This is a genomic window from Pseudoroseomonas sp. WGS1072, from assembly GCF_049340465.1.
In the GTDB taxonomy this organism is placed as follows: Bacteria; Pseudomonadota; Alphaproteobacteria; order Acetobacterales; family Acetobacteraceae; genus Pseudoroseomonas.
The window spans coordinates 3,291,633-3,310,738 of sequence record NZ_JBMPSU010000001.1 but is presented as its reverse complement, the minus strand read 5'-3'; the positions used below and the strand labels follow the sequence as shown (position 1 = coordinate 3,310,738).

Annotated in this window: 17 protein-coding genes; 4 read left to right on the top strand and 13 right to left on the bottom strand. The window is 67.5% G+C overall.

The genetic code is table 11. From position 1 onward, the window contains the following. Positions 1–4 precede the first annotated feature (4 nt). Genes ACF3NH_RS15520 through ACF3NH_RS15505 form a run of 4 tightly spaced genes read right to left on the bottom strand, consistent with a single transcriptional unit; the run spans position 5 to position 5,308 of the window. A complete protein-coding gene (locus tag ACF3NH_RS15520) occupies positions 5–1,618 on the bottom strand; it encodes an ABC transporter ATP-binding protein (protein WP_198367789.1) in 1,614 nt (537 codons plus the stop codon). Then, positions 1,615–2,460, bottom strand: coding sequence for an ABC transporter permease (locus tag ACF3NH_RS15515; RefSeq protein ID WP_198367788.1), 846 nt, complete (start codon positions 2,458–2,460; stop codon positions 1,615–1,617). Before ACF3NH_RS15515 ends, ACF3NH_RS15520 begins: the two co-directional genes overlap by 4 nt. After that, complete coding sequence (locus ACF3NH_RS15510) at positions 2,457–3,443, bottom strand: ABC transporter permease (RefSeq protein ID WP_422923975.1); 987 nt, start codon at positions 3,441–3,443, stop codon at positions 2,457–2,459. The genes ACF3NH_RS15515 and ACF3NH_RS15510 overlap by 4 nt, the downstream gene beginning before the upstream one ends. A 2-nt stretch (positions 3,444–3,445) precedes the next feature. Continuing rightward, complete coding sequence (locus ACF3NH_RS15505) at positions 3,446–5,308, bottom strand: ABC transporter substrate-binding protein (RefSeq protein ID WP_422923973.1); 1,863 nt, start codon at positions 5,306–5,308, stop codon at positions 3,446–3,448. Here ACF3NH_RS15505 and ACF3NH_RS15500 point away from each other — a divergent pair. Both ACF3NH_RS15500 and ACF3NH_RS15495 read left to right on the top strand, forming a co-directional pair. Beyond that, positions 5,261–6,160: an arginase family protein gene (locus tag ACF3NH_RS15500; RefSeq protein ID WP_422923971.1), complete on the top strand. Its 900-nt coding sequence runs from the start codon at positions 5,261–5,263 to the stop codon at positions 6,158–6,160. The genes ACF3NH_RS15505 and ACF3NH_RS15500 overlap by 48 nt on opposite strands. Positions 6,161–6,204: 44 nt before the next feature. After that, entirely contained in the window at positions 6,205–7,707 is a 1,503-nt protein-coding gene (locus tag ACF3NH_RS15495; RefSeq protein ID WP_422923969.1) for a YifB family Mg chelatase-like AAA ATPase, read from the top strand. Between the two features lie 16 nt (positions 7,708–7,723). On the opposite strand, the gene ACF3NH_RS15490 is transcribed toward ACF3NH_RS15495, so the two are convergent. From ACF3NH_RS15490 to msrA, 8 genes are all read right to left on the bottom strand, one after another. Next, positions 7,724–8,041 carry a hypothetical protein gene (locus tag ACF3NH_RS15490; protein ID WP_232477384.1) on the bottom strand — a complete coding sequence of 106 codons (318 nt, stop codon included), beginning with the start codon at positions 8,039–8,041 and terminating at the stop codon, positions 7,724–7,726. Positions 8,042–8,182: 141 nt separating this feature from the next. Next, positions 8,183–10,264, bottom strand: a complete 2,082-nt coding sequence (fusA, locus tag ACF3NH_RS15485) for an elongation factor G (RefSeq protein WP_198367784.1) — start codon at positions 10,262–10,264, stop codon at positions 8,183–8,185. Positions 10,265–10,635: 371 nt separating this feature from the next. Continuing rightward, complete coding sequence (gene dksA, locus ACF3NH_RS15480; RefSeq protein ID WP_198367832.1) at positions 10,636–11,049, bottom strand: RNA polymerase-binding protein DksA; 414 nt, start codon at positions 11,047–11,049, stop codon at positions 10,636–10,638. A gap of 322 nt (positions 11,050–11,371) precedes the next feature. Then, positions 11,372–12,325, bottom strand: coding sequence for a beta-ketoacyl-ACP synthase III (locus ACF3NH_RS15475; RefSeq protein ID WP_198367783.1), 954 nt, complete (start codon positions 12,323–12,325; stop codon positions 11,372–11,374). A 23-nt stretch (positions 12,326–12,348) separates the two neighbouring features. Continuing rightward, entirely contained in the window at positions 12,349–13,371 is a 1,023-nt protein-coding gene (gene plsX, locus ACF3NH_RS15470; protein ID WP_370592072.1) for a phosphate acyltransferase PlsX, read from the bottom strand. 109 nt (positions 13,372–13,480) lie between these two features. Beyond that, positions 13,481–13,684: a 50S ribosomal protein L32 gene (rpmF, locus tag ACF3NH_RS15465; RefSeq protein WP_198367782.1), complete on the bottom strand. Its 204-nt coding sequence runs from the start codon at positions 13,682–13,684 to the stop codon at positions 13,481–13,483. Between the two features lie 121 nt (positions 13,685–13,805). Next, a complete protein-coding gene (locus ACF3NH_RS15460) occupies positions 13,806–14,549 on the bottom strand; it encodes a GntR family transcriptional regulator (protein ID WP_198367781.1) in 744 nt (247 codons plus the stop codon). A gap of 261 nt (positions 14,550–14,810) precedes the next feature. Further along, complete coding sequence (gene msrA / locus ACF3NH_RS15455; protein WP_232477382.1) at positions 14,811–15,374, bottom strand: peptide-methionine (S)-S-oxide reductase MsrA; 564 nt, start codon at positions 15,372–15,374, stop codon at positions 14,811–14,813. Between the two features lie 87 nt (positions 15,375–15,461). Here msrA and ACF3NH_RS15450 point away from each other — a divergent pair, with 87 nt between their 5' ends. Beyond that, positions 15,462–16,559, top strand: a complete 1,098-nt coding sequence (locus tag ACF3NH_RS15450) for a serine hydrolase domain-containing protein (RefSeq protein ID WP_422923965.1) — start codon at positions 15,462–15,464, stop codon at positions 16,557–16,559. Positions 16,560–16,615: 56 nt separating this feature from the next. After that, the gene (locus ACF3NH_RS15445; protein ID WP_422923963.1) at positions 16,616–17,638 is read left to right on the top strand and encodes a dipeptidase; all 1,023 of its coding nucleotides are present in this window, start codon (positions 16,616–16,618) and stop codon (positions 17,636–17,638) included. A 37-nt stretch (positions 17,639–17,675) separates the two neighbouring features. Here the strand turns inward: ACF3NH_RS15445 and ACF3NH_RS15440 are convergent, their stop codons facing one another. Then, positions 17,676–19,055 (bottom strand): formimidoylglutamate deiminase, encoded by a 1,380-nt coding sequence (locus tag ACF3NH_RS15440; protein ID WP_422923961.1) that lies wholly within the window; start codon positions 19,053–19,055, stop codon positions 17,676–17,678. Positions 19,056–19,106: the final 51 nt, after the last annotated feature.

The following is a 19,106-nucleotide window of genomic DNA, read 5'->3' as shown; positions in this document are numbered from 1 at the left end:
TCCTTCAGGCGAGTTCGGAGGAGACCGGTGGCGTCCAGCTGCGGCCGGGAATGCTGTCCAGCAGGGCGCGGGTGTAGCCGTGACGCGGCGCGCCGAAGACGCTGGCCGTCGGGCCCTGCTCGACGATGGCGCCGCGCTGCATGACCGCGATGCGGTCGCAGATCTGCGCGGCCACGCGAAGATCATGCGTGATGAAGAGAAGCGTAAGGCCGAGACGCTGGCGGATCTCCGCGAGGAGGTTCAGCACCTGCGCCTGGACCGAGACGTCGAGCGCGGAGACGGGCTCGTCGGCAATGAGCAGTTCGGGATCCATGGCGAGGGCGCGAGCCAGCCCGATGCGCTGGCGCTGACCGCCGCTGAACTCATGCGGATAGCGCTCGATCGCCGAGGGATCGAGCTTGACCAGCTCGAGGAGCTCGACCGCCCGGCGCCTCGCCTCCTTCGGGTCCGCGCCGTGCGCGACAGGCCCCTCGGTGATCGCATCGCCCACCTTCCGCCGCGGATTGAGCGAGGCATAAGGATCCTGGAAGACCATCTGGATCCGCTTGCGATAGGGCCGCCATCCCTGGCGCGACAGGGGGCGCAGATCCTCGCCGTGGAACAGGATCTCGCCCGCTTCCGGCTCGACCAGCCGGACCACGCAGCGTGCGAGGGTCGACTTGCCCGAACCGCTTTCCCCGACCAGGCCCAAGGTCTCGCCCTTGTTCAGGACGAAGTCGGCGTCGTGGATGGCCTTCACGGCCACCTTGGCGCCGAACCAGCCGCCCCGACGATAGGTCTTGGTGACCCCTTTCATCTCCAGCACCGGAGCCGGGCGGATGGCCTGGCCCTGGGTTGATCTGCCATGCGGAACGGCGGCGATCAGCGCCCTGGTATAGGGGTGTTGCGGGGCGTTCAGCACATCCCTCGCGGGGCCCTGCTCGACGATCCTTCCGTACTGCATCACCGCGACGCGATCGGCGATCTCGGCGACCACGCCGAAATCGTGCGTGATGAACATCACGCCCATCCCGCGCCGCTCCTGGATCTCGCGGATGAGCTTCAGGATCTGCATCTGCGTGGTGACGTCGAGCGCGGTCGTCGGCTCGTCGGCGATCAGCAGCGCTGGCTCCAGGGCCAGCGCCATGGCGATCATCACGCGCTGGCGCTGTCCGCCGGACAGGCGGAAGGGATGCATCCGAGCGATCGAGGCGGGATCCGGCAGGTTCACCGCTGCCAGCAGCTCGGGCACCTTCTGCCGGGCCTCGCCACCTCGGCCATGCACGGCCAGCGCCTCGGCGATCTGGTCGCCCACGCGCATCAGTGGGTTGAGGGCGGTCATGGGTTCCTGGAACACCATGGCCATCCGCCGGCCCCGACGGGAGCGCAGCGCTTCCGCCGAAAGGCCGAGAAGCCGCTCGCCCTCGAAGAGGATGTCGCCGCCGAGGACCGGCAACTCACGCGGCAGCAGGCCCATGATGGTGTTCGCGGTGATCGACTTCCCCGATCCGCTTTCCCCGACGATGCAGAGGATCTCGCCGGCATCGAGATGCAGCGAAATCCCGTCCACGGCGTGCGGTCTGTCGGCGCCTTGCGGCAGCCCGATCGTCAGGTCTCTGACCTCCAGGAGATGCGTCATGGCTTTGCCCCGCGATTGCGCGCCAACCTGGGATTCAGGGCGTCGGACAACCCCTCGCCCACGAGATTCAGGGAGAGAACGGTGAGGAAGATGGCAATGCCGGGAAAGACGCTCATCCACCAGGCCAGGCGGATGACGCTGCGGCCGGATCCGATGAGAAAGCCCCAGGACATCAGATTGGGATCGCCGAGCCCGAGGAAGGACAAGGCGCTTTCGAGCAGGATGGCGGAAGCCACCATGAGGGACGACAGGACGACGATCGGGGAGAGGGTGTTCGGTAGGATGTCCCCGATCACGATCGAGAAGCGCGACTTCCCGAGCACCTCGGAGGCCTGGACGAACTCGCGCGAACGCAGGGACAGGAACTCCGCCCGGACGACACGCGCGACCGGGGGCCAGGAGACGATGGCGATGGCGAAGACGATGGAGCCGATGGTCGGCGTGAAGATGGCCACCAGCAGGATGGCCAGGACGAAGCTCGGGATGGTCTGGAAGAACTCGGTGAAACGCATGACGAGATCGTCGACGATGCCGCCGAAGTAGCCGGCGACAGCGCCGAGCGTGACGCCGATGAGCAGCGCGGCTGCGGTGGAGACCGCCCCGACGAGCAGGGAGACCCGTGCGCCATGCGCGATCCCGGCGGCGACGTCGCGTCCCAGGCTGTCGGAACCGAGCAGAAGCCCCATCTCACCCGGCGGCATGAAGGGCGCGCCCACCATGTCCCACGGGCTGCCGGGAAAGATGACCGGCGCCAGGAGGGCGAGCATGGCCACCCCGACCAGGATGACCATCCCGAACACCGCGCCGCGGTTGCGGGAGAAGTTGCGCCAGAAAATTCTCATCCGGCCATCTCCACGCGCGGATCGACGACGGCGTAGAGAAGATCGGTCAGCAGGTTGAAGATCACGACCATGACGCTGGTGCAGAAGAAGACGCCCATCAGGACCTGGTAGTCGCGGGCCAGCAGCGCATCGAAGGCCAGCCGGCCGATGCCGGGCCAGGCGAAGACCGTCTCGACCAGGATGGAACCACCGATGACCTGACCGGCCTGGATGCCGGCGAAGGTGATGATGGGAAGGAGGGCATTGCGGAGCACGTGCCGCCGCTGGATGCGGCCTTCAGGCACGCCCTTGGCCCGGGCCGTCCTCACGAAATCCTGGTCGGCGACCTCCAGCATGGTGGCCCGTGTCAGACGCGCATAGACGGCGACATAGAACAGCCCCAGCGTCAGCCCCGGCAGGATGAGGTGCCTGCCGACATCCAGCGCCGCCTGGAATCCGCTCAGCTCGACGCCCACCGAGGCCATGCCGAAGGAGGGCAGCCATTCCAGCGCCACGCTGAACAGAAGGACGAGCATCAGGCCCACCCAGAAGAGCGGCGTGGCGTAGAAGACGAGGGCGAGGACGGTGATGATGCTGTCCCACCACGTGCCGACGCGCTTGGCCGCCAGCGCTCCCATGCTCACGCCCACCACGAGGGCGAAGACGAAGGCGCTGCCGGTCAGCAGGAGGGTGGCCGGAAGCCGCTCCCAAAGGAGCGTGGACACGGGCATCTGCTGCCGGTGGCTGAAGCCGAGATCGAGCGTCAGCACGCCCTTCAGATAGAGCCAGAGCTGGACGTAGAGCGGCTGATCCAGGCCGAACTGGGCCCTCAGCTGCTCCAGGAACTTGGCATCCGCCGCGCCGGACTGGCCGGCGATGATGCTGGCGGGATCGCCGGGCGCGGCGTGGATCAGGAAGAAGTTGCAGATCACGATGGCCAGGACGACGATCGCCGCCTTGACCAGCCGCGCCGCCAGATAGGCCGGTAGCTTGGAGACTTCCATGCTCAGGCCAGGAAGACATCGTCGAAGCTGGCATGCACGCCGGCGCCGCTGGTGATCACATTGTGCAGCCGCTTCTCGTGAATGGTGGGAAAAGCCATCTCCAGCAGCCAGACCAGCGGCACGTCCTCCACCAGGATCTTCTGGACGGCCGTGAAGTACTCCTGGCGTTTGGCAGGCTCGGCGGCGTCGCGCGCCTGGGTGAAGAGCTCGTCCACCTTCGGATTGGCGTAGCCCGAGACGTTGGAGAAGAGGATCTTCTTGATGTTGGTGGAGACGTAGCTCCTCTCCACGCCCAGGGTCGGGTCGCCGTACTGGTAGAGATAGTTGATGGTGGTATCGAACTCCCAGTTGGCGGTCCGCTGCGCCCAGGTTCCGACATCCACGCTTTCCAGCTGGAGGTCGACGCCGACCTGCCGCAGCGACTGACGCAGGAACTCGCCCAGCCGGGTGAAGACCTCGCCATAGGGCAGGCTCAGATGCCTGATCGTGAACCGGACCCCCTGCCCGTTCGGCTTCAGCCCCGCCTCGTCCAGCAGCTTCTTCGCCGCGTTGACATCGAAGGACGGCATCCTGGCCGTGGCATCATGGAAGCGCGTGGAACTCGCCACAGGACCGGTGGCCGGCTTGCCGATGCCGAACCAGAGCCGCTGCGCGATGAAGTCGCGGTTCACGGCCTGCGCCAGAGCCTTGCGCACGCGCACATCATCCAGAGGCTTCACCCGGTGGTTGAGCTCCAGCCACATGAGCGGACCGAAATACTCCCAGCCCGTGGTCTGCACCTCGAGATTGGGCCGGGCGCGCATCTGCGGCACGTCGAAAGGCTCGATGTCGTTCGACTGTGTGAGCTGAACCTGCCCGCTCTCCAGGGCCAGGCGGCGCGATTGGCTGTCCGGAATCACCCGGTAGATGATGGCGTCGAGATAAGGCTGGTTGGGCTTCCAGTAGCCGTCGAAGCGCTCCAACCGGATGAAGTTGCCACGCTGCCATTCCACGAAGCGGAAGGGGCCGGTGCCGATCGGCTTCTGGACGACGGGTGCCTGCCGATAGTCCTGTCCTTCGAAGTGATGCTTGGGAACAATTGCCGAGACCGTCACATCGAACATGAGGAGGAAGGGCTCGAACGGCGCGGACAGTACGAACCTGGCGGTGTTCCTGTCCACCGCCACGCCCTCCTTGATGCGCGAGAACACGCCGCGCGCACGGGGCGAGACTTCCATGTGGAACTTCATGATGGAGAAGACGACGTCTTCCGCCGTCATCGGCTGCCCATCATGGAACTTGACGTTCTCCTGCAGGTGGAAGGTGTATTCGAGCCCATCCGGGCTGATCTCCCAGCTCTTTGCGAGCTCAGGGAGGGGCTCCAGCTTGCTGCTGTAGCGGAGCAGGCCCTGGAAGATCTTGCCGCCGACGATCAGCGTCGGCGCCTGATTGTTGACGCCAACATGGAGAATGGGCGGCTCCGGGTTGACGATCGAGTTCAGGGTTCCGCCTCGTTTGGGCTGGATGCCCTGGGCCAGGGCGTCGTCCACGCGCATCAGCAAAGGCGCGGCGGCCGCGCCGGCCAGAAGGCCACGACGTGAAAGGCCCATCTTTGTCTCCCGTTGATGCATCCCAGACTGCGACGCTAACCCTGGGAAAGCCGCATCGACAAGGGCGTCCGTCCGGCATAGCCTGAGTTCATGCGCGCCTTTGCCCATCCCGATCAGACGCGGCATTCGCCGCATTTCTTCCTCCAGAGAGGGTCGGTCCGCCGCAACTTCGAGATACCGCAGCGGGCGGAGGCGCTCCTTGCCGCGCTTCGAGGCAGCGGGACCGCCGTGGAGACGCCGCCGCTGGTCGAGCCCGCGGCGCTGCTCGACATCCACGACGCCGGCTATGTCGCCTTTCTGGCGGAGGCCGCGAAAGCCTGGGCGGCCCTTCCCGAAAAGGGGCCGGAGGTGGTGGCCAACATGCACCCCTCCCCTGAGATGCTGGCGCAGGGGGCCCGCCTGACCTCCTCGATCCTGGCGCGGACCGGCTGGTACACCGCCGATACGGCATGCCCGATCGGGCCCGGCAGCTGGGAGTCGATCCTCTCCGCCGCCTCCTGCGCTCTTGCCGCCGCCGGCTCCGTGAGCGCCGGGGGCGGCCTGGCCTATGCGCTGAGCCGGCCGCCCGGCCACCATGCCTATGCCGCGCGGGCCGGCGGGCACTGCTACGTCAACAACAGCGCCCTGGCAGCTGAACGCCTGCGCCGTGGCGGCGCAGCCAGGGTCGCCATCATCGATATCGATGCCCATCACGGCAACGGAACGCAGGGCATCTTCTGGGAGCGGGAGGATGTCCTGACGGTGTCCCTGCACGGCGATCCCGCGGGCTACTATCCCTGGTATGTCGGGTATGACGAGGAACGGGGCGGTGGCCGGGGGCTGGGGCACAACCACAATCTCCCCCTCCCGCGCGGGTCGGGCGACGAGGCGTGGCTCGCCGCGCTTTCTCATGCCATCGAACGCAGCCAGGCCTTCCGGCCGGACGCGCTCGTCATCCCCCTCGGCTTCGATGCGTCCGAGCAGGAGCCGTTGAGCTTTCTCAAGGTCACGCGGGACGGCTTCGCGCGCGCCGGGGCGCTGTTGGCAGGCCTCGGCCTTCCCACCGTGCTTGTCCAGGAGGGCGGCTACAACGTCGATCTCATAGGAAGCCTCCTGTTGAGCTTCCTCGATGGCTGGCACGGGCGATAATCCATTAAGTTGATGATCTGGGGGTGGATCTGTAATCTGCCGCCATGAGCATCGTCCGTCTGGCCAGCTTCGCCTTCTCCGGTATCGAAACTGTGCCGGTGGAGGTGCAGGTCCAGATCACCGGCGGACTGCCCGCTTTCATCCTGGTCGGCCTGCCGGACAAGGCGATCACCGAGAGCCGCGAGCGGGTGCGCGCCGCCCTGAACGGCATGGGGCTGAGCCTCCCCCCCAAGCGCATCCTGGTCAATCTCGCGCCGGCAAGCCTGCAGAAGGAAGGTTCGCATTTCGACCTGCCGATCGCCCTCGCTCTTCTCGCGGCGATGGACATCGTGCCTTCCGAGGAACTGGAGGGCTTTGCCGCCCTGGGCGAACTGGCCCTGGATGGGGCCATCGGTCCCGTGGCCGGCATCCTTCCGGCCGCTCTGGGCGCGGCGGAACGGGAACTGGGGCTGATATGCCCCTTCGCCCAGGGTGGCGAAGCGGCCTGGGCCGGCTCCGTCGAGATCCTGGCGGCCCGCGATCTCCCGCAGATCATCGCGCATCTCAACGGAAAGCAATTGCTCTCCGCGCCACAGCCGCCAGCCCTGGAGACCCCGACGGCAGGCCAGGCGTGCCTGTCCCAGGTGCGCGGCCAGGAGGCTGCCAAGCGCGCCTCGGAGATCGCCGCCGCGGGCAACCACAACCTGCTGCTCTCCGGGCCTCCAGGCGCCGGCAAGTCCATGCTGGCCTCCCGCATCGCCGGCCTTCTGCCGGATCTGACCCCCGCACAGGCCCTGGAGGTCAGCCTGATCCGCAGCGTTGCCGGGCTTCTCGAGGGGGGACGGATATCATCGAGGCCACCCTTCCGGAGTCCGCACCACTCCGCCAGCCAGGCCGCACTGGTCGGCGGGGGGCCAAAAGCGCGTCCCGGCGAGATCAGCCTCGCGCATCATGGGGTGCTGTTCCTCGACGAGCTTCCGGAGTTCGGCCGCCCTGCCCTGGAGGCGCTGCGCCAGCCTTTGGAGACCGGCTTCTGCACCATCAGCCGGGCCGCGGCCCATGTCAGTTATCCGGCCCGGTTCCAGCTGATCGCGGCGATGAATCCGTGCCGATGCGGTCACCTGGGCGAGGCGAGCCGGGAATGCGGCTCCGCGCCCCGCTGCGGCGAGACCTATCAGCAGAAGCTCTCAGGGCCCCTGCTCGATCGCATCGACATGGTGATCGGGATGGCGCCGATATCGCCGGGCGAGATCGCACAGGTGCCGCTGGGAGAGAGCAGCACGACGGTGGCAGCGCGGGTCGCTCAGGCCCGCACGCGGCAGCGTGAACGCGGCGTCGGCAACGCCGAGGAGGCGCTGGACACACTCGTCCCGGCTCTGTCGCAGGAGGCGCTGGCTCTTGCGGACCGTGCCACCACCCAGCTCGCCTTGTCCAATCGCGGCTATGTCCGATGCCTCCGGGTCGCGCGCACCATCGCGGACCTGGAGGAAAGCGATGTGGTGGAACGCCGCCACATGGCCGAGGCCCTCACCTACCGGCACCGCAGCCGGCTCGCCGCCCTGGTCTGAGACGGCGGTCCGCCGTTCACCGGCTCCGGTATCGCCGGGCCATGGCCTCGAAGCGCAGGCTCTCGCCGTTCCGCCGCGCTCGCCACCACAGGGTGCCGAAGGCCACGAGCCCGGCGATTAGGGCCACAGGCAGGGCAATCGCGAAGAACGCCACGGCGATCCCCGCCACCACCACGCCAAGCGCCACCAGTGCGACAAGCGCCGCCACGCCACCCAGCCTCAGCAGGAGCCTGTCCAGCCATGTCGTGGGGCGAGGTGCCGGCCCCTTGAATTCGCCGTCGGGCGTCATGTCCAGGACAGGGCGGTGGTCTTGACCGGATTGCATGGCGGACATGTTGGAGATTCCATTCCCGCCTTCAAGCCTCACGGAGCTTGGAGACGATTGGTAACATGATGCTTCCCACCGAAACGAAAAACGCGGGCCAGTCTGGCCCGCGTTCGAAAGAAGCTGACGGATCGGAACCCCGATCAGGTGTCAGGCGCTCTGCTTCATGATCTCATCGGCGACGTTGCGCGGCACCGGATCGTAGTGGTGGAACTGCATCGAGAAGGAGGCGCGGCCCTTGGTCATGCCCCGCAGGTTGGAGATGTAGCCGAACATCTCCTTCAGCGGCACATGAGCGCGGACGATGACCGAAGTGCCGGCCATATCCTGGCTCTGGATCACGCCACGGCGACGGTTGAGGTCGCCCACCACGTCACCGACATGATCCTGCGGCGTCGTCACCTCGACGTCCATGATCGGCTCCAGGATCACCGGGCCGGCCTTCTTCATGCCCTCGCGGAAGCAGGCCTTGGCGGCGATCTCGAAGGCCAGGGCCGAGGAGTCGACGTCGTGGTACTTGCCGTCCGTCAGGGTGTACTTGAAGTCCACCGTCGGGAAGCCGGCCAGCACGCCGGTATCGGCCTGGACCTTGATGCCCTTCTCGACCGCCGGGATGTATTCCTTCGGCACCGAGCCGCCGACGACGGCATTGACGAACTCGATGCCCTCGTTCCGCTCCTTGGGCTCGAAGGTGATCTTCACCTCGGCGAACTGGCCCGAACCACCCGACTGCTTCTTGTGGGTGTAGGTCTCGGTGTGCGCCTTCGTGATCGTCTCACGATAGGCCACCTGCGGCGCGCCGATGTTGGCGTCCACGCCATACTCGCGCTTCAGGCGGTCGATGATGATCTCGAGGTGGAGCTCGCCCATGCCGGACAGGATGGTCTGGCCGGTCTCCTGGTCGGTCTTCAGACGCAGGGAGGGATCCTCGCCGGCCAGCTTCTGCAGGCCCAGCGTCATCTTCTCCACGCCATCCTTGGTCTTGGGCTCGACGGAGATGTCGATGACCGGCACCGGGAAGGCCATGCGCTCGAGCACGACGGGGTCCGCCGGGTCGGCCAGGGTGTCACCCGTCAGGGTGTCCTTCAGGCCCACGATGGCGACGATGTCGCCGGCGAACACCTCCTTCACTTCCTCACGCTTGTCGGCATGCATCTGGAACATGCGGCCGATGCGTTCCTTGTTGCCCTTGGCGGTGTTCAGGACGGTATCGCCCTGGCGCACCACGCCGGCATAGACGCGGATGAAGGTCAGGTTGCCATACTTGTCGTTGATCATCTTAAAGGCGAGCGCGGAGAACGGCGCGGTCTCGCTCACCTCGATGATACGGCGCGGGGTGTTCTCGTCCTGGCCTTCCTCGGGGGCGACCATGATGCCCTCGACTTCCACCGGGCTCGGCAGGTAGTCGCAGACGGCATCCAGCAGCGGCTGCACACCCTTGTTCTTGAAGGAGGAGCCGCAGACGACCGGACGGAAGGCGCCGGAGATCGTGCCCTTCTTGATGCACTTCTTCAGGGTCTCGACGGAGACGTCGCCCTTGTCGAAATACTCTTCCATCGCCGCGTCATCGACGGACAGGGCGGTGTCGAGCAGGAGCTGGCGGTACTCGGCCGCCTTCTCCTTCAGGTCGTCCGGGATCGGGGCCTCGTGGTACTTGGCGCCGAGTTCGTCGCCTTCCCAGATCAGGGCCTTCATCTCGACCAGGTCGACGACGCCCTTCAGGGTATCCTCGATGCCGATCGGCAGCTGCAGGGCCACCCAGTTGATGCCGAGCTTCTCGGTCAGGGTCGCGGCGGCGCGGTAGAAGTCGGCGCCCGTGCGGTCCAGCTTATTGATGTAGATGATGCGCGGCACGTTGTAGCGGTCGGCCAGGCGCCAGTTGGTCTCGGACTGCGGCTGCACGCCGGCCACGCCCTCGATCACGAAGACGGCGCCATCGAGCACGCGCAGCGAGCGGTTGACCTCGATGTTGAAGTCGATGTGGCCCGGGGTGTCGATGACGTTGATCCGGTGGCCCTTCCACTCGGCCGTCACGGCAGCGGAGGTGATCGTGATGCCACGCTCACGCTCCTGCTCCATGTAGTCGGTGGTGGTGTTGCCCTCGTGGACCTCACCGATCTTGTGGGACTTGCCGGTGTAGTAAAGGATCCGCTCGGTCGTCGTCGTCTTGCCGGCGTCGATATGCGCCGTAATGCCGATGTTGCGGATCTTCTCGAGCGGTGTGCGCGCCACGGGGGGCCTCCATACGCGTCGCGGCGCGAGCCGCGCGGGAAATCTTCATACGAGATCGGCGCGGCTTCCCGTACCGCGCGCTCGCTGGATTGGGTGTCAGTCCAGCCGGACCGCGAGATCATCCCCTGAGCCGGAACCGCCCTGGCCAGGCGGCCGGGACGCAAGGGAGGAAGATGATCAAACCATCCGCCAGAATCGATGGCGGCAAACCGCAGGGGTTCTGCCGCAATCACCGTCGCGGCGGCAGATGCACCGGATCGCACGGCATTGCAAGCAATAAGAAGCTGGTTCCCGCCAGGGCCGAAGGGCCGGGGAAGATCGCGGAAAAGACGCCGCCTTCTCCACGTCCCGCCGCTCCGCCCGCCGGCAAATCAGTCGTCGCGGTGAATGCGCTCCATCTTCTCGTGCCGCTCCTGCGCCTCGATGGAAAGGGTCGCGATCGGGCGCGCCTCGAGCCGACGCAGACCGATGGGCTCCCCGGTCTCCTCGCAATAGCCGTATGTGCCGTTCTCGATACGTTCGAGGGCCTGATCAATCTTCGAGATTAGCTTCCTGGCGCGGTCGCGGGTGCGCAGTTCGAGAGCGCGATCCGTCTCCACGCTGGCGCGGTCGGTCAGATCGGCTTCGGATATCCCGCCTTCGCTGAGGCTTGCCAGGGTATCTCCCGCTTCCCGAAGGAGATCCTGCCGCCACTTCAACAACTTCTGGCGGAAATACTCCTGCTGCAAGGGAGACATGAACTCTTCGGCATCGGACGGCCGGTAGTCAGGCGGCACGGTAATCAACATCGTCATCGATCTCCGACCGAAAGGATCATCCGCAAAATTCCTGCCTCCCGGAAACGGCCGGAACATAACGGCAGCAATACCGAAAAGCCAGCCCGACCACCAAGGCGTAGGCATATGAATTTTTTACGGAACTTCGGAATTGCCGCATTCGGCGTCAAGCCTTTCGGCCATCGCACCTTTTACCGGCACTCCCTGAAACAGCGGCGGCAAGGCCTTTCTTCGGAACCGGACCCAGGCACCGGGTTCGCCATCCAGGCTATAGGTCCTTGCGGCAGGAAAGCAGTATCAAAAAACCGTTTTCTCTCGATATTCCGACAGATCAGAACCGAGCCAGCGCGGCGCCCCAGGTCAGACCTCCACCGATCGCCTCCATCAGGATCAGATCGCCGCGCTGCACACGCCCGTCCCGCGTCGCCTCCGCCAGAGCCAGGGGAATGGAGGCCGCCGAGGTATTGGCATGGCGGTCCACCGTCATGACCACGCGCTCCGGCGGCAGTCCCAGCTTGCGCCCCATCGCGTCGATGATGCGGGCATTGGCCTGGTGCGGCACGAGCCAGGAGACCTCGGACTTGTCCAGGCCGTTCGCCGCCAGGGCCTCGTCAACCGCGGCGGCCAGCTTGCTCACGGCGTGCCGGAACACCTCGCGCCCCGTCATGCGCAGGAGCCCGACCTCCTGCTCCACATACAGAATATCGCCATGCCGGCCATCCGCGTGCAGATGGCAGGAGAGGAGCCCCCGATCCCCCGGCGTCTCGGTGGCCTGGAGCACCACCGCGCCGGCGCCATCGCCGAAGAGGACGCAGGTCCCCCGGTCCTTCCAGTCCATGAGCCGGGAAAAGACTTCGGCCCCGATGACAAGGGCGCAGCGCGCCTGCCCGGTCCGCAGCATGGAATCCGCGATCGACAAGGCATAGACGAAGCCCGCACAGGCCGCGGAGACATCGAAAGCGAAGCCCCGGCTGATGCCGAGCTTGGCCTGAAGCCGGGCTGCCGTGGAGGGAAAGGCGGCGTCCGGTGTCGCGGTCGCGACGATGATCGCATCCACCGCCCCGACATCGAGCCCGGCCTGCTCCAGGGCCGCCCGGGCCGCCGCCGCGCCCATGTCGCTGGCGGATTCCCCCGGCGCCGCCAGATGGCGCTGGCGGATGCCAGTCCGTTCCCGGATCCAGGCATCCGATGTGTCCAGCCCGTAGCGCGCGGCCAGAGCCTCGTTGTCCAGCACCGTCTCGGGCAGGTAGCCGCCGGTACCGAGAATCAGGCTGCGAGGAGTCATGGGGATCGATCCTGAAGCCACGGTCACCGACCGGGAAGATGGGCGTCGGCCACGGCCGTCTTGGTTCGCGGCGGCAGGGCGGAGAGGCCCTCGCGAATCCGCTGGTTGAAGCCATGTGTCACCATGTCCATGGCGACATCGACGGCATGGGCGAAGCCGATGGCATCGGTGCCACCGTGGCTCTTCACCACCACGCCGTTCAGGCCGACCAGGACCGCGCCATTGTAGCGCCTGGGGTCCATCCATTCCCGAAGCCGGTCGAGCGCGCGACGGGCCAGGAGATAGCCGAGCTTGGCCGAGAGGGAGGAGGTGAAGACCTGCTTCAGCAGAGAGCCGACCAGCTTGAAGGCCCCTTCCCCGGTCTTCAGGGCGATATTCCCCGTGAAGCCGTCGGTGACGATGACGTCCACGGTTCCCGCCGTGATGTCATGCCCTTCGACGAAGCCATGGAAACTGGAAGCCAACGGGCTTTCCCGGAGAATGTCGGCGGCCTGCCGAACCCGGTCGTCGCCCTTCAGCTCCTCGCTGCCGACATTCAGCAGCCCGATGCTGGGCTTCGACAGCCCCAGGACGGCCCTGGCGAAGGCATCGCCCATTACCGCGAACTCGACCAGATTGCGCGCATCGCAGGTGACGTTCGCGCCCAGGTCGAGCAGCACGACATCGCCGCGGGCGGAAGGGCCGATGGCCGCCAGGGCGGGACGCTCAATCTCCGGGAGCGTCTTCACGACGATCTTGCCGAGCGCCATCAACGCGCCCGTATTGCCGGCCGAGACCACACCCGCGGCCTCGCCGCCGGCGACGGCGTCGATGGCGATTCGCATCGAGGAGTGGCGGACGCGAAGCGCGGCGGTCGGCTTCATATCCCCGGGAATGGCGTCCGCGGCATGGCGGATCGAGCAGAGTCGCGCCGCCTTGGGGCGGCGCGCCAGCAGAGGCGTCAGCCGGGTCTCATCGCCCACCAGGAGAAAACGGGCCTGGGGATGCCGCTCGGCGGCAAGCTCCAGGCCGTCCAGCACCGCCTCGGGTGCGTGGTCACCGCCCATGGCGTCGATGGCGAGGGAAAAGACTTCCGCAGGACGGACCTGAGAGGCTTCGCCCTGCGGCATGGTCGCCTGCGACAAGGTGTTGTTTTCTCGCTCGACGCTCAGGAAATCAGACGCGGACCGCGGCCTTCAGGGCCTTGCCGGCCTCGACGACCTCGCGGCCGTCATAGTGGCCGCAGGAGGCGCAGATATGGTGCGGGCGCTTCAGCTCGCCGCAGTTCGGGCACTCGTGATGGGCGGCACCCACCAGCGCCTCATGGCTGCGGCGCATGCCGCGGCGGGAGGGCGAAACCTTCTTCTTCGGAACGGCCATGGCGCCGGGCCTCTCTCTCGTCGTGCTGTCGTAGTCAGCGGTAAATCAGGAAGGCGCGGCCATTACCACCCTCCCCCCACCCGCGCAAGCTTTTGGGGGAGCGGCGGCGTCCCGGGCGCCGCTATTCCAGCCGGACCGCGTAGCGATGGCGCTCCGTGTCGATCATCGAGAGCCGCACCTCGACCGGGCGATGCGCGACGTCATAGGCGATTCTCTGCACCATCAGCAGCGGCGTTCCGGCGGGCTTGCCAATGGCCTGGGCCGTCTCCTCATCCGCCGCGCCCGCCGAAAGTTCCTCCTCGGCCGCCGCGATGGTCACGCCATGGGCGCGCTGGAAGTGGACATACAGCTCCGAGGCCAGCTCGCCGGGTGGAAGCCTGAAATCCGGCAGCATCGCGGCCGAGAGGGTGCAGCGCTCGAAGATGCGCGGGCTGCCATCGAGCAGGCGAATCCGCCGCAGGTGATGGACGGGGGCCCCGGCCTCGATCGCCAACGCCTGGGCCTCCCAGGGCTCCGCCGCCCCCTCGTCGCACGAGACCACGATGATCCTGGAGACGACCGCGCGCCCACTCAGGTCCCGCACCCGGAAGAAGTGCCGGCGCGCCGTCTCGCCCGTGTGCCGGGCGACCGTCGTACCACGCCCCTGCCGCCTGTTGATAAGATTGCGCTGCTCGAGCGAGGTCAGCGCCTTGCGCACCGTTCCCTGGGATACGCCCAACTCCGTCGCCAGCTCCGGCTCCGAGGGCAGAAGATGACCGGGCGGCCAGATGCCGCCCACGATCCGCCCCAGCAGGATCTCCTCGACCTGCCTGTAGAGAGGCCGAGCATCCAGCCTGGCATTCGCAGCGGAGATGTCGGTGGCCATGGATGGATGAAACCTTTGTGCGGCGCGGAAGGACAGCGAGGGTGTTCCCTATCCCGCGACGGCAATCAAGGCGTCTGAAGGATTAGACTTGTGTCTTATACAAGACCTGCTAAACAGGGCGCCTCGGAGTTGCTCTGCAGGCCGAGTTTGGGGAGGAATGGTTCCGCAAAGGAACCCCCGCGTTGACGGCGCCCGGCCGAGAGGCCAAGGGCGCCGTCCGCTTTATTGCCCCCTTTCCCGGATTTACGGACCAGGCTTGGCCTAGGCGGCCTGCGGCCTGAGGCGCTGCGCGAAGCGCTTCCGGAACTTGGCAACCTTCGGAGCGATCACGGCCCGGCAGTAGCCGGACCACGGATTGTTCCGGAAATAGTCCTGGTGTTCCGCCTCGGCCGGCCAGAAGCGGCCGGCGGCCGCGATCTCCGTCACGAGGGGCGCGGGCCAGAGCTCCTCGCGCGTGACCTCCGCCATCACCTCCCGCGCCGTCCTCTCCTGTTCGGGGGAGAGGGTCAGGATGATGCTGCGGTATTGCGGCCCGATATCCGCGCCCTGGCGATCCTTTGTCGTGGGGTCGTGCAGAGTGAAGAAGATGCGCAGAACATCCGCATAGGAGATCTCGGACGGGTCGAAAGTGACCTTCACCACCTCCGCGTGGCCGGTCTGCTTGCCGCAGACCTGCTCATAGGTCGGATGCTCCGCATGGCCGCCCGCATAGCCCGACACAACCTCCTTCACGCCCTGCAGATCACGGTAGGCCGCGTCCAGACACCAGAAGCAGCCTCCGCCCAGGATCGCCGTCTCGCCACCTTCCATCCCGAAACCCTCCATTGACCGGATCCTGCAGATGGGGTCGGCCCCGCCGGCCGTCCATGCCTCCGCTTGCCGGGACTCGCTGTCGCGTTCAGGCTGGGCGTCATGGAAGCTTTGCCCTTTGCCGGCGCCCCGGCGCCCGCGTCGAATTTCGATCCCGCCCGGCTCGCCGGCGCCGTTGCCTTCGCCCAGTCGCGGGAGACACCGTTCCCCCGCGACCTGCTCGCGCATCTGCGAAGCGGCTATTTCGAGCCTCCCCCGGACAATGAGGTCCTGGGCAATACGGCGCCCCGCGGCGCGCCCAACGGCCTGCTGCTGCTGCATGGCCGCCCGGTGGCCCGGTGGGGGGACACACAGCAGGTCGACATGACCTTCAGCGTGGCCAAGAGCTACCTGGCCCTGCTGGCAGGCCTGGCCTGGGGCGACGGCCTCATCGCCGATCTCGACGCGCCTGTCCGGGACACTGTCCGGGATGCGGCTTTCGAGGGCGACCACAACGGCCGCATCACCTGGCGCATGCTGCTGGAGCAGACCAGCGAATGGGAAGGCACGTTGTTCGGCAAGGCGGACCGGATCGACCGGGGCCGCGACCTGAAGCGGGAGGGCAAGGCCGAGAAGGGGCTGGACCGGCCGCTGGAGGCGCCGGGCAGCTACTGGGAATACAACGACGTGCGCGTCAATGCGCTGTCCCTGGCCCTGCTGCACCGCTTCCGCGCGCCCCTGCCCGAGGTCTTCGCCGAGCGGATCCTGAAGCCCATCGGCGGCAGTGGCAGCATGCGGTGGGAGGGTTACTGCACCAGCGACGTCGAGATCGAGGGACGCCTCATCCAGTCGGTGTCCGGCGGCGGCCATTGGGGTGGCGGCGTCTTCACCCATGCCGAGGATCAGGCCCGGATCGGGCAGCTGATGCTGAATGATGGCCTCTGGGACGGCCGGCGCATCCTGCCGGAGGGATGGGTCCGGGCCTGCACCACGCCATGCCGCCTCAATCCGGACTATGGCCTGCTCTGGTGGCTCAACGGCAATGGCCGCTACCCGGGCGCCAGCCGCGAGAGCTTCCTGGCGCAGGGAGCGGGCGGCAACTACATCTGGGTCGATCCGCGGCACGGGCTGGTGGGCGTGTTCCGCTGGCTGGATCCGGCGGCGCTGCCCGACATGCTGGAGCAGGTGACGGCCGCGCTGGAAGGCGCCGCCGCCGGTTGACGCCTTGCCCCCCAACCGGCGAGGCTTTCCGCCCTGCCAGGTCGTCCGGACGCGATATGCAACCTTCTCCGCCTTCCGCCGCCATCCATGCCGCGACGCTCACGCTGGACACCCATGTGGACATCCCCTGGCCGGCCCCGCCCGACCCGAGAGGTCCGACCCAGCGGTGCGTGGACTTCGCGAGGATGGCGGCGGGCGGCCTGAAGGCCGTGGTCTTCGCCGCCTATCTGCCCCAGGGGCCGCGCACGCCGGAGGGACATGCGGCGGCCAGCCGGCGTTGCGAGGCCATGCTGCGCGCCATCCGGGCGACGGCCGGCGGGCAGGAGCGGAGAATCGTCGGTCGCGCCGCCGAGCTGGAGGCGTTGCGCTCCGGCGGCACCGGCATCCTGCTGGCGGTCGAGAACGGCTACGGCATGGGGGAGGATCTGTCGCGGCTGGCGTTGTGGCGCGGACTCGGCGCCTGCTACGTGACGATCACCCACAATGGCCACAACGCCCTGGCTGATGCCGCGATCCCCCGGCCCGACCTGGGGGACGGGCCGGTCCTGCACGGGGGCCTTTCAACGCTGGGCCGCGCGGCGATCGCCGAGATGAACGCCCTGGGGCTGCTCGTCGATGTGTCCCATGCGGCGAAGAGCACGATGCTGCAGGCCGTCAGCCTGTCCCGGGCCCCCGTGGTGGCCACGCATACCTGCTGCCGCGCCCTGCGCGACCATCCCCGCAATCTGGATGACGAGCAGATGGATGCCCTGCGCGCCGCGCACGGGCTGATGCAGATCACGGCGGTCCCGGGCTTCCTGCGGGGCCCGGATGCCGATGGCAGGGCCCGGGCGAGCATCAAGGACATCGTCGATCACGTGGATTATGCCGTGCAGCGCATGGGCATCGCCCATGTCGGCCTGTCCTCGGACTTCGATGGCGGCGGCGGCGTGGACGGCTGGATGAGCGCTGCGGACAGCCCCAACCTGACGGCCGAGCTGTTGCGCAGGGGCTATGACCGGGACGCGATCGGCCTGCTCTGGTCCGGGAACTTCCTCCGCCTGATGCGGGCCGCCGAGGCGGTGTCCGCCGCCGGCTGACGCTGGCTTCCGGATCGGCGGACGACGCAGACCTCGATCATGCCGCCAGCCTCGCCATGGCCTGGCGGAAGTGGGCAAGAATGCGCTCCGCATCGACGTGCCGGCCCTGGCGCACCACCTCCCGGCCCCCGGCGATGACCTGACGCACCGGATTGCCCTGCCCGCTGAACACCCAGGCGTCGAGCAGTTCGTCTCCCTGCCGGCCGCAGAGAGCGGGGTGATCCGGGTCGAGCACGATCACGTCGCAGCGCTGGCCGGGCGCGATGCCGCGGATCGGGCGCCCGCTGGCCTGAGCGCCGCCGGCGAGGGCCGCGTCCAGCAGCACGCGGCCGGGATGCGGGTTGGCCTCGTCCGTGGCCACGGAGCGCTGCCGCCGCGCCAGGCGCTGGCTGGTTTCCAGCTGGCGCATCTCGTCGCGGGGGGAGGTGCCGACATGGCTGTCCGTCCCGAAGCCGTATCGCCCGCCCGCGGCGCGGAAGGCGGGCAGATCGAAGATGCCGTCGCCCAGTGAGGCCTCGGTGCTGGGGCAGAGGCCGGCCACGGCGCCGCTGCGGGCCAGGCCGGCCGACTCCGCCTCGGTCATGTGCGTGCAGTGGATCAGGCACCAGCGGGCATCCACCGGAAGGTGATCAAGCAACCATTGCACGGGCCGCGCGCCGGTGGCGGCCAGGCATTCGGCCACCTCGCGCGGCTGTTCGGCGGCATGGATGTGAATTGGTCCGTCATGCCGGGCGATCTCGGCGAGCATCGCCGGCGTCACCGCCCGCAGGGAATGGGGGGCCAGACCGATCCCGGCCTGTGGATCGCCGGCGATGGCGCCCCGGATGCCCTCGACGATGCGCCAGAAGCCATCCAGGTCATTGAGGAAGCGCGCCTGGGCCGGAACCGGCGGTTGGCCGAAGATGCCGCCATGCCGGTACAGGCTCGGCAGCAGGGTGATGCCGATGCCGGTGGCGCGGGCGGCGGCATGGTGCCGCAACGCCATCTCCGCAGGTTGCGCATAGGGTGTGCCGTCCGCCTGGTGATGCAGGTAGTGGAACTCGGCGACGCTGGTGAAGCCCCATTCCAGGCATTCGGCATAGAGTTGCGCCGCCACGGCCTCTGCGTCCTCCGGCGTGAAGCGGCTGACGAAGCGATACATGGTCTGGCGCCACGTCCAGAAGGAGTCCGCCCCACCCTCGCTGTCACGCGCCTCCGGCGGGGAGCGGCGCTCGGCATGCCCCGCCATGGCGCGCTGGAAGGCATGCGAATGCAGATTGGCCAGGCCGGGCAGGACAAGGCCCGGAAGCCTGTCCGCCCCCTCCGGCACGGCATCGGTCGTGACCGAGGCTATGCCGCCCGCGGCCGACACCTCGATCAGCACGTCACGCGCCCAGCCTTCGGGAAGCAGTGCCTGCGGGGCGAAATAGCGGGGCATGCCGGACCTTTCTCCATGGGACGGGCGCATCGTCTTTCAGGTTGACGAAAC